This window comes from Jatrophihabitans sp., assembly GCF_051960575.1.
In the GTDB taxonomy this organism is placed as follows: domain Bacteria; phylum Actinomycetota; class Actinomycetes; order Mycobacteriales; family Jatrophihabitantaceae; genus JBQCEE01.
In genome coordinates this window covers 1-10,190 of the sequence record NZ_JBQCEE010000190.1, presented here as the reverse complement: position 1 = coordinate 10,190, position 10,190 = coordinate 1, and the positions used below count along the sequence as shown (strand labels likewise).

Here is a 10,190-nt window from a genome sequence, read left to right as displayed (position 1 = left end):
CGATCGCGTTGGCCGACTCCGTCCCCCGCCCCTGGAGCCGCTGCACGAGCGCCTCGATCGACGGTGGCGCGAGGAAGACGAAGCGGGCCTCCGGCATCGACCGGCGCACCTGCCGCGCACCGGCGAGCTCGATCTCGAGGATCGTGGGGATGCCGTCGGCGATGTGGTCGAGGACGGGCTGGCGCGGCGTCCCGTAGCGGTTGCCGGCGAACTCGGCGTGCTCGAGCAGCTCGCCGGCCTCGACCATGCGGGCGAACTCGTCGCGGTCGACGAAGAAGTAGTGCACGCCGTCCTGCTCCCCCGGCCGCGGCGCCCGTGTGGTCGCCGAGACCGAGATCCAGACGTCCGGACGCGTGCGGCGCAGCTCGGCCATCACCGTGCCCTTGCCCACGCCGGACGGTCCGGTGAGGACGGTGAGACGCGCAGGCATGCGGCGAAACTACCGGGGCCGCGAAGTGGGCAGGATGGACGCATGGACTTTCGTCGCCTCGGTCATTCCGGTCTGGTCGTCTCCGTCGTCGGGCTCGGCACCAACAACCTCGGCATGAAGCTCGACATGGAGCAGAGCCGCGAGGTCGTGCACGCCGCGTTGGACGCCGGCATCACCCTGTTCGACACCGCCGACTCGTACGGCACGAGCGAGGAACGCCTCGGGCAGTTGCTCGAGGGCAAGCGCGACGACGTCGTCATCGCGACCAAGTTCGGCAGCGACGTGCGCGCACGCGGCCTGTCGAACGGCGAGGACTGGGGCGCCCGCGGTTCGCGCCGCTACATCCGCAAGGCGGTCGAGGCCTCGCTGCGGCGGCTGCGCACCGACTGGATCGACCTCTACCAGATGCACCGACCTGATCCGTCCACGCCGATCGACGAGACGCTCTCGGCGCTCACCGAACTCGTGCGCGAGGGGAAGGTGCGCTACCTCGGCTCGTCGAACTTCACCGGCTGGCGGGTCGCGGACGCCGAGTGGACGGCGCGCACCCGAAACCTCGAGCGGTTCGTCTCGGCGCAGAACGAGTACTCGTGGCTCTCGCGCACCCTCGAGGCCGACGTCGTGCCGGCGCTCGAGCACTACGGCGTCGGGCTGCTGCCGTACTTCCCGCTCGCCAGCGGGCTGCTCAGCGGCAAGTACCGGCGCGGCGAGGCCCCGCCCGAGGGCAGCCGGATCGCCGCTTGGGGCCGCGAGGCCGACCTCACCGACGCGACCTTCGACGTCGTCGAGGCGCTGGACGCGTTCGCGAAGGAGCGGGGCGTCGAACTGCTCGACGTCGCGATCGGCGGGCTCGCCGGGCAGCCGACGGTGTCGTCCGTCATCGCCGGCGCGACCTCGCGCGCGCAGGTGGAGCGGAACGTCCGGGCCGGCGACTGGACGCCGACCGCCGAGGACCTCGCCCAGCTCGACAAGATCACCACTCCCCCGGCCGCCTAGGGCGGGCGCCCGGCAGTCGCGCGTCCACACCGATCTTGTGCAGGACGCGCGTGAGCATGCGCGCGTCCTCCACAAGATCCACAGAGACATCGCGATCTTGTGCAGGGCACACGTGATCGTGCGCGCGTCCTGCACAAGATAAACGGGGGCGGACACGGCACGGACGCACGGCGGCGGCGCGGGAACGACGGACGGCGCCGGCTCCCGAGGGAACCGGCGCCGTCCGCGCGTCAGTGACGAGGCGGCGTCAGAGCGCCTCGACCGGCGGCAGGCCGAACATCTTCGGCGCGTAGAGCACCTGGTCGCGCAGGTCCTTGCTCTCCTCGCGGTCGACCCACGAGTACAGCGGCTCGTCGACGACCGGGTTGACGAAGTACATGATCGACTGACGGTCGTCGAGGCCGTGGTTGCGCACCTGGTGGTACAGCGGCTCGATGTCGCCGCCGCTCAGCGCGGTGAGCACCGAGCCCGGCATGATCACGATCTCGTCGGCCTCGGGCAGGAACGGGGTCACGCCGTCGGCGGTGTAGAGCTCGAGGCCCGGCGCGGTGGCGTGCAGGACGGTGACCATGTGGCCGTCCTCGTGCCTGTCCTGCAGCAGGTCGCGGTCGCGCGGCGTCTCGACGTAGCTGTTGATCTGCAGGTACGAGGCCTTCTCGAACTCCGGCGCGCGGTCGGCGCCGTAGCTGCGGGCAACCTCGTCGAGCACGGCGCCCACGAGCGGGGCCAGCACGTCGCGCCAGTCGAGGAACGCGCCGGTCAGCGCCGGGATCTCGTCGGCGTGCGGGATCAGGTCGAGGCGGCTCGCCCACAGGGTGAAGACCTCGTTCATGTCCGGACGGTCGGGGCTCACCGAGTACTCGATGCCGAGCGGGCGGTACCCGTAGTTGTGGTCGGTGCTGCCGTGCGCGTCCTTGTACTCGATCGGCTGGTCGAAGAACGCGTTGGCGGTGTCGATCGCGTTGCGCAGCGCCTTGGCGTCGATGTCGGACAGCTTCACGACGGCGTAGCCGTGCTCGAGGATGTCTGCGGCGGCCTTGGTGACGAGGGCAGCGTCGAGGGCGACGGTCTGGGTCATGCGGGGTCCTTCCCTGTGGGGAGAGAGGAGCGGAAAAGGGTGCCTTACCGGCGGGCCACAGCCCGCGAGAACGATACAGACTCCGACGCGCTGCGCGCGTGTGTCGATGGTCCCCTTCGCCGCAGGTCTTCTCAGCTACCGGAGGCCCGGCGCAGGAACGCGAACTGCTCGACCTGCCGCTCGACGGCCCCACGCAGGGCCGCGACGTCGGGCCCCGCGCGCAGCACCTCTCGCGACACGCTGGGGACAACGGCGGCCGTCGCGTCGCCGAAGATGCGGCGCACGTCGTCCGGCCCGCCCCCCTGGGCGCCGATGCCGGGCACCAGGAACGGGCCGTTCAGCCCGCTCAGGTCGGCCACGGAGGTCCCGATCGTGGCGCCCACCACGACGCCGAACGGCCCGTACGGCTCGGCGCCGGCGTTGCGGGCGGCGCGGTCGTCGACGACCACCTGTGCGACCGTGCGTCCGTCGGCGCCGGTGACGTGTTGCAGTTGCGGCGCCTCGGGGTTCGAGGTCAGCGCGAGGACGAACACACCGGCGTCGTGCTCGGCGGCGAGGTCGAACGCGGGCTGCAACGACCCGACGCCGAGGTAGGGCGACGCGGTGATGGCGTCACTGGCGAGCGGTGAGGACGGGTGAAGGTAGGCCCGTGCGTACGCCGCCATGGTCGTGCCGATGTCGCCGCGCTTCACGTCGAGCACCACGAGCGCTCCGGCTTCGCGGAGGCCCTGCACCGTGCGCTCGAGCACCGCGATGCCGCGCGACCCGTAGGACTCGAAGAACGCCGACTGCGGCTTCACCACGGCCGCGGTCGGGCCGAAGGCCTCGACACACGCGTCGGCGAAGCGGGCGAGGCCGTCGGCGTCGTCGGTGAGCCCCCAGGCCTCGAGCAGGCCGGGATGGGGATCGACACCGGCGCACAATGACCCGCGCGCGGCCAGCGCCGCGGCGAGCCGTGCGCCGAAGCTGGTCACGCCATGACTCGCGGCGCGTCGACGCGGTGGGCCTGGCCGATGGCGTCGGTGAGCGAGGCGAAGCCGCGCTCGGCGAGCGCCGTCTCGAGTTCCTGCAGCACCCGCATCGGCGCGTTCGGATCGCCGAAGACTGCGGTGCCGACGGAGACGGCGGACGCGCCGGCGAGGATGAACTGCAGCGCGTCGAGACCGCTGCGGATGCCACCCATGCCGATGATCGGCAGGTGCGGCAGCGCCCGGAACACCTGCCAGACGCAGCGCACCGCGATCGGGCGGATGGCCGGTCCGGAGAGCCCGCCGGTGATGCCTGCCAGCGCCGGACGCATGGTGTCGGTGTCGATCACGATGCCGAGCGTGGTGTTGATCAGCGAGAAGCCGTCGACCCCGGCGTCGGCGCAGGCCCGCGCGATGTGCACGATGTCGGTCACGTCCGGCGAGAGCTTGGCGATGATCGGCACGTCCGGGTCGGCCGCCCGCCGCACACCGCTGATGACGCGCGACGACGCGATCGCGTCGCAGGCGAAGACCTGCCCGCGGCTCTCGACGTTCGGGCACGAGATGTTGACCTCGATGGCGGCCACGGCGGGGTGGCCGGCGAGCCGGCGCGCGAGCGTCACGTAGTCGTCGGTGTGCCCGCCGGCGATCGAGACGACGACGCGGGCGCCGCGCTGGCGCAGCCATTCGAGGTCGTGCGCCATGAAAGCGTCGATGCCCGGGCCCTGCAGGCCGATCGAGTTGAGCATGCCGCTCGGCGTCTCGGCCATGCGAGGGGTGGGGCGTCCCGACCGCGGCGCGACCATGATCGACTTGGTGACGATCCCGCCGAGCTGCGTGATGTCGAAGAACTGGTCGAGCTCGCGGCCGGCCGCCGCGCAGCCGGACGCCGTGAGCACGGGGTTGGGCACGTCGACGAACCCGACGCGGGCCCGCATGTCCACCATCAGTGGCCTCCCATGGCCTCGGCACCGACGAGGTCCGGCGGCAGGGTGCCGACGTCGCGCCACCGCACCCGGGTGCCGTCGAAGATCGGCCCCTCGACGCACGACCGGACGAAGCGCGAGTACCCGTCGTCGCCGACGACCGGCAGCACGCACGTCATGCACACGCCGATGCCGCAGGCCATCGACTCCTCGACCGCCACCTGCGCGTGGATGCGGAACGCCTGCGCCAGCTCGCTGACAGCGCGCAGCATGCCCATCGGGCCGCACGCGTAGACGATCTGGGCCCGCACCCGCTCGATGACCTCGGGCAGCACGTCGGTGACGATGCCGCGCTGCCCGGACGTGCCGTCGTCGGTGGTGACGGTGACGCGTCCGGCGAGGCGTTTCGCCGCCAGCTCGCCGAACAGGCGGGTGGACGTCGAGGCGCCGAGCACGAACTCGACCTCCGACCCGTTCGCCTTGAGCGCCTGGGCCAGCGGCAGCAGCGGCGCGGTGCCGTAGCCGCCGCCGACGAGCACCGCGGGCACCGGCGAGGACGGCAGCGGGAACGGCACGCCGAGCGGGCCGACGATGTCGATGACGTCGCCGGTGCGCCGCTGGGTGAGCCAGCGGGTGCCGGCACCGGCGTCGGCCACGACGAACTGCACGGTGCCCGCGAAATCACCGCTCGGCGTCGCGCTCAGCAGGGCGAACGAGCGCCGCAGGATCATCGCCGTGTTCTCGCCGCCGACCGCGACCGCGACGAACTGCCCCGGCTTCGCGTCCTGCGCGATCTTCGGCGCGATCACCGTGAACTGCACGTAGTCGCCGACCTTCTGCAGCGCGAAGATCTCCGCCTGCTCCTGCACCGGCGTCACGTACGGCGCCAGTCGGCGAGGGTGGCCTGCAGTTCCTGCAGCGAGCGGACGCCGATCTCGCCGCGGGCGATCTCCTCGATTCCCTGGACGGCGGCCGCGGCGGCCTGCACGGTGGTCAGGCACGGGATGCCCGCGGTGACGGCGGCGGTGCGGATCTCGTAGCCGTCGAGGCGCGGGCCGCCCGAGCCCCACGGGGTGTTGAGCACCAGGTCGACCTCGCCGGCGAGGATCTTCTCGACCACGTTGCCCGGGCCGTCGCTGAACTTGCCGACGACCTCGACCTTGACGCCGTTGCGCCGCAGCACCTGCGCGGTGCCGGCCGTGGCGAGCACGCGGAAGCCGAGGTCGTAGAGGCGCTTCACCGGGAAGATCGCCGAGCGCTTGTCGCGGTTGGCGATGCTGACGAAGACGGTGCCCTTCGACGGCAGCGCGCCGTACGCCGCGGCCTGCGACTTGGCGAACGCGACACCGAAGGTCGAGTCGAAGCCCATGACCTCACCGGTCGACTTCATCTCGGGCCCGAGCACCGAGTCGACCTGGTCACCGCTCGGCGTGCGGAACCGCGCGAACGGCAGCACGGCCTCCTTCACCGCGATCGGTGCGGTGTCGGGCAGGTCACCGCCGTCCTTGGACGCAGGCAGCACACCATTGGCGCGAAGTTGCGCAATCGTCTCGCCCAGGGCGATGCGGGCTGCGGCCTTGGCCAGCGGCACGGCCGTCGCCTTCGAGACGAACGGCACCGTACGGCTGGCGCGAGGGTTCGCCTCGAGCACGTAGAGGGTGTCGCCGGCCAGCGCGTACTGCACGTTGAGCAGCCCGTGCACCCCGACGCCGCGGGCGATCGCCAGCGTCGACGCGCGCACCTTCTCGATGTCCCCGGCGCCGAGCGTGATCGGCGGCAGGGCGCACGCGGAGTCGCCGGAGTGGATGCCGGCCTCCTCGATGTGCTCCATGACGCCGCCGAGGTAGAGCTCGTGCCCGTCGTAGAGCGCGTCGACGTCGATCTCGACCGCGTCGTCGAGGAACCGGTCGACCAGCACCGGGTGGTCGGCGGTGATCTCGGTGGCCCGGTTGATGTAGTCGGCGAGGTGCTGCTCGTCGTAGACGATCTCCATGCCGCGCCCGCCCAGCACGTACGAGGGCCGCACGAGCACCGGGTAGCCGATCTCGTCCGCCACCACCTTGGCCTGCTCGAAGCTGGTGGCCGTGCCGTGCCGCGGCGCGGGCAGGCCCGCTTCGTCGAGCACCCGGCCGAACTCGCCGCGGTGCTCGGCGAGGTCGATCGCCTCGGGCTGCGTGCCGAGCACCGGCACGCCGGCGTCCTTGAGTCGCTGCGCCAGACCGAGCGGCGTCTGCCCGCCGAGCGTGCAGATGACGCCCGCGACGGTGCCCGACTGCTGCTCCGAGTGCACGACCTCGAGCACGTCCTCGAAGGTGAGCGGCTCGAAGTAGAGGCGGTCGGCGGTGTCGTAGTCGGTCGACACGGTCTCGGGGTTGCAGTTGACCATGACGGTCTCGTAGCCGGCCTCGCGCAGCGCCATGACGGCGTGCACGCACGAGTAGTCGAACTCGATGCCCTGCCCGATGCGGTTCGGGCCGCTGCCGAGGATGAGCACCTTGGCCTTCTCGCTCTGCGGCGCGACCTCGGTCTCCTCGTCGTAGGACGAGTAGTGGTACGGCGTGCGCGCCGCGAACTCGGCGGCGCAGGTGTCGACGGTCTTGTAGACCGGGCGGATGCCGAGGCGGTGCCGCAGCGCACGCACGCCGTCCTCGCCGGCGAGCTCGGGACGCAGGGCAGCGACCTGCCGGTCGGACAGGCCGTGCCGCTTCGCCTTGCGCAGCAGGGCTTCGGTCAGCGTCGGCGACTCGCGCAGTGCTGCGCCGATCTCGGTGACGAGCGCGATCTGGTCGACGAACCACGGGTCGATGCCGGTCGTCTCGGCGACCTGGTCGACGGTCGCGCCGGCCCGCAGCGCCTGCTCGACCCAGTACAGCCGGCCGTCGGTGGGCACCGCAGCACGGGCGAGCAGCTCGTCCAGCGGCAGGTCCTCGTCCGGACGCGTCCAGAAACCGGCCGCCTTGGTCTCGATCGACCGCAGCGCCTTGCCGAGCGCCTCGGTGAAGTTGCGGCCGATCGCCATCGTCTCGCCGACCGACTTCATGTGCGTGGTCAGCACGGGGTCGGCACCCGGGAACTTCTCGAACGCGAACCGCGGCACCTTGACCACGACGTAGTCGAGCGTCGGCTCGAAGGCCGCCGGCGTCTCCTGCGTGATGTCGTTGCGGATCTCGTCCAGCGTGTAGCCCACAGCGAGCTTCGCGGCGATCTTGGCGATCGGGAAGCCGGTGGCCTTCGACGCGAGCGCCGACGACCGCGACACGCGCGGGTTCATCTCGATCACGATCATGTCGCCGTTGGCCGGGTTGATCGCGAACTGGATGTTGCAGCCGCCGGTGTCGACGCCGACCTCGCGCAGCACGGCGATGCCGATGTCGCGCATGTGCTGGTACTCGCGGTCGGTGAGCGTCATCGTCGGCGCGACGGTGATCGAGTCGCCGGTGTGCACGCCCATCGGGTCGAGGTTCTCGATCGCGCAGACGACCACGACGTTGTCGTGCTTGTCGCGCATCAGCTCGAGCTCGTACTCCTTCCAGCCGCGCACCGACTGCTCGACGAGCACCTCGTGCACGGGCGAGGCGGCCAGGCCGCGGGCCACCATCGTGCGCACCTCGTCGGCACCGTTCGCCAGGCCCGAGCCGAGCCCGCCCATCGTGAACGACGGGCGGATGACGACCTTGTTGTCGACGGTGGCGGCGAAGGCGACCGCCTCGTCGAGGGTCTTGCAGACCTGCGACGCGGGCACCTCGCCGCCGACCCGGCGCACGATCTCCTTGAACTTCTGGCGGTCCTCGCCGCGCTGGATCGCGTCGATGTCGGCGCCGATGAGCTCGACGCCGTACTTCTCCAGGACGCCGTTCTCGTGCAGCTTCACCGCGAGGTTCAGCGCGGTCTGGCCGCCGAGGGTCGGGAGCAGCGCGTCGGGACGCTCCTTGGCGATCACCTGCTCGACGAACTCGGGCGTCAGCGGCTCGACGTACGTGGAGTCGGCGAACTCGGGGTCGGTCATGATCGTCGCCGGGTTCGAGTTCATCAGGCTGACGCGGAAGCCCTCGCGCCGCAGCACGCGGCACGCCTGGGTGCCGGAGTAGTCGAACTCGGCTGCCTGGCCGATGACGATCGGCCCGGAGCCGATGACCAGGATGTGCTGGATGTCCGTGCGCTTCGGCATCAGGCGTTCTTCCCCTCGAGCAACTCGACGAAGCGATCGAACAGGTACGCGGCGTCGTGCGGGCCGGCCGCGGCCTCCGGGTGGTACTGCACGCTGAACGCCTTCGCGTCGCGGGCCCGCAGCCCCTCGACGACGTCGTCGTTCAGGCACACGTGGCTCACCTCGACGGCACCGAAGTCGGTGGACGTCGCGCGGTCGAGCGGCGCGTCGACGGCGAAGCCGTGGTTGTGCGCGGTGATCTCGACCTTGCCGGTGCTGCGGTCCTGCACCGGCTGGTTGATGCCGCGGTGGCCGTAGCCGAGCTTGTAGGTGCCGAAGCCGAAGGCGCGGCCGAGGATCTGGTTGCCGAAGCAGATGCCGAAGATCGGCACTTCGCGGCGCAGCAGCTCGCGCACGGTCGCCACCGCGTCGTCGGCGGTCGCCGGGTCGCCCGGACCGTTGGCCAGGAACACGGCGTCCGGGTTGGTGGCGAGCACCTGCTCGGCGGTCGAGGTCGACGGCAGCACGTGCGAGGTGATGCCGCGCTCGGCCATGCGGTGCGGCGTCATCGACTTGATGCCGAAGTCGAGGGACGCGACGGTGAAGCGGTGCTCGCCGAGCGCCTCGACCGTGTACGGCTCGGGCGTCGTCACCTCGGCCGACAGGTCGGCGCCGCTCATCGGCGGCGAGGCGAGCACCTTGTCGAGCAGCTCCTCGTGCGATGACGACGACGAGATGCCGCAGCGCATCGCGCCCCGCTCGCGCAGGTGCCGGGTGAGCGCGCGGGTGTCGATGCCCGAGATGCCGACGATGCCCTGCGCGGCCAGTTCGTCGTCGAGCGAGCGGCGCGAGCGCCAGTTCGACGCGCGGCGCGCGGGGTCGCGCACGACGTAGCCCGCGACCCAGATGCGGCGCGACTCGGGGTCGTCGTCGTTCACGCCCGTGTTGCCGATGTGCGGCGCGGTCTGCACGACGATCTGGCGGTGGTACGACGGGTCGGTCAGCGTCTCCTGGTAGCCGGTCATGCCGGTGTTGAAGACGGCCTCGCCGAACGTCTCACCCACGGCGCCGTAGGTCTCGCCGCTGAACAGGCGGCCGTCCTCCAGGACGAGGATGGCGGAACTCATGCCGTGCCTCTCGTTGTCGGGTCGGTCGGGTCGGTCGCGGACAGGGCATGCACCCAGTCCGGATACGTGGTCTTGTCGTCGGCACGCAGGCCGGTGTCGAGCTCGGCGTCGCCGAGGTGCCAGCGGATCACCAGCAGGCCGCCCTCGCCCATCACCTTGCCGGCGAGGCCGGGTGCGAGCCGGGCCTCGTCGATCGCCGTGCGCGGCAGGAAGACCGGCGTGGCGCCCTCGCGGTCGATGAGCACGCCCTGCCGGTGCAGGGTGGCGGTGCAGGCGGCGCGCAGCCCGAGGCCCTCGTGCACGACACGGTCCTGCCAGCTCGAGGCGAAGGTGGTGCCGACGTACAGGCCACTCAACGTGTGTTGAGCAGCGTCGAGCTCGGCCGGCACCGGCGGCAGCGACGGCAGGCCGGCCTGCCGCGTCGCCCCGGTGCGCCAGCCGCCGAGCATGCCGTAGAGGCCGAGCAACCACAGGACGACGCAGAGCAGGACGAGCAGGAACCCCGGCATGCCTTGGGC

9 protein-coding genes are annotated in these 10,190 nt (G+C 71.4%); 1 reads left to right on the top strand and 8 read right to left on the bottom strand.

Translation table 11 applies throughout. The features are described from left to right. Positions 1 to 430 (bottom strand): guanylate kinase (gmk, locus tag ACTHMS_RS10705; RefSeq protein ID WP_440306648.1); only part of this gene is annotated, 430 nt, incomplete at its 3' end. Positions 431 to 472: 42 nt separating this feature from the next. Between gmk and ACTHMS_RS10700 the strand changes: the two genes are divergently transcribed. Beyond that, entirely contained in the window at positions 473 to 1,426 is a 954-nt protein-coding gene (locus tag ACTHMS_RS10700) for an aldo/keto reductase (RefSeq protein ID WP_440306647.1), read from the top strand. Between the two features lie 247 nt (positions 1,427 to 1,673). Here the strand turns inward: ACTHMS_RS10700 and ACTHMS_RS10695 are convergent, their stop codons facing one another. The 7 genes from ACTHMS_RS10695 to ACTHMS_RS10665 all read right to left on the bottom strand — a co-directional run. Then, positions 1,674 to 2,504 (bottom strand): 2-oxoglutarate and iron-dependent oxygenase domain-containing protein, encoded by an 831-nt coding sequence (locus ACTHMS_RS10695; RefSeq protein ID WP_440306646.1) that lies wholly within the window; start codon positions 2,502 to 2,504, stop codon positions 1,674 to 1,676. A gap of 131 nt (positions 2,505 to 2,635) precedes the next feature. Beyond that, positions 2,636 to 3,478, bottom strand: coding sequence for an orotidine-5'-phosphate decarboxylase (gene pyrF / locus ACTHMS_RS10690; RefSeq protein ID WP_440306645.1), 843 nt, complete (start codon positions 3,476 to 3,478; stop codon positions 2,636 to 2,638). Next, entirely contained in the window at positions 3,475 to 4,419 is a 945-nt protein-coding gene (locus ACTHMS_RS10685) for a dihydroorotate dehydrogenase (RefSeq protein ID WP_440306644.1), read from the bottom strand. The genes pyrF and ACTHMS_RS10685 overlap by 4 nt, the downstream gene beginning before the upstream one ends. Then, the gene (locus tag ACTHMS_RS10680) at positions 4,419 to 5,276 is read right to left on the bottom strand and encodes a dihydroorotate dehydrogenase electron transfer subunit (RefSeq protein ID WP_440306643.1); all 858 of its coding nucleotides are present in this window, start codon (positions 5,274 to 5,276) and stop codon (positions 4,419 to 4,421) included. Before ACTHMS_RS10680 ends, ACTHMS_RS10685 begins: the two co-directional genes overlap by 1 nt. Then, a complete protein-coding gene (gene carB / locus ACTHMS_RS10675; protein WP_440306642.1) occupies positions 5,273 to 8,566 on the bottom strand; it encodes a carbamoyl-phosphate synthase large subunit in 3,294 nt (1,097 codons plus the stop codon). Before carB ends, ACTHMS_RS10680 begins: the two co-directional genes overlap by 4 nt. Continuing rightward, positions 8,566 to 9,672, bottom strand: coding sequence for a glutamine-hydrolyzing carbamoyl-phosphate synthase small subunit (gene carA / locus ACTHMS_RS10670; RefSeq protein ID WP_440306641.1), 1,107 nt, complete (start codon positions 9,670 to 9,672; stop codon positions 8,566 to 8,568). Before carA ends, carB begins: the two co-directional genes overlap by 1 nt. After that, positions 9,669 to 10,190, bottom strand: a 522-nt coding sequence (locus ACTHMS_RS10665; RefSeq protein WP_440306640.1) for a PH-like domain-containing protein, incomplete at its 5' end; no start/stop codon positions are given. The genes carA and ACTHMS_RS10665, both read right to left, overlap by 4 nt.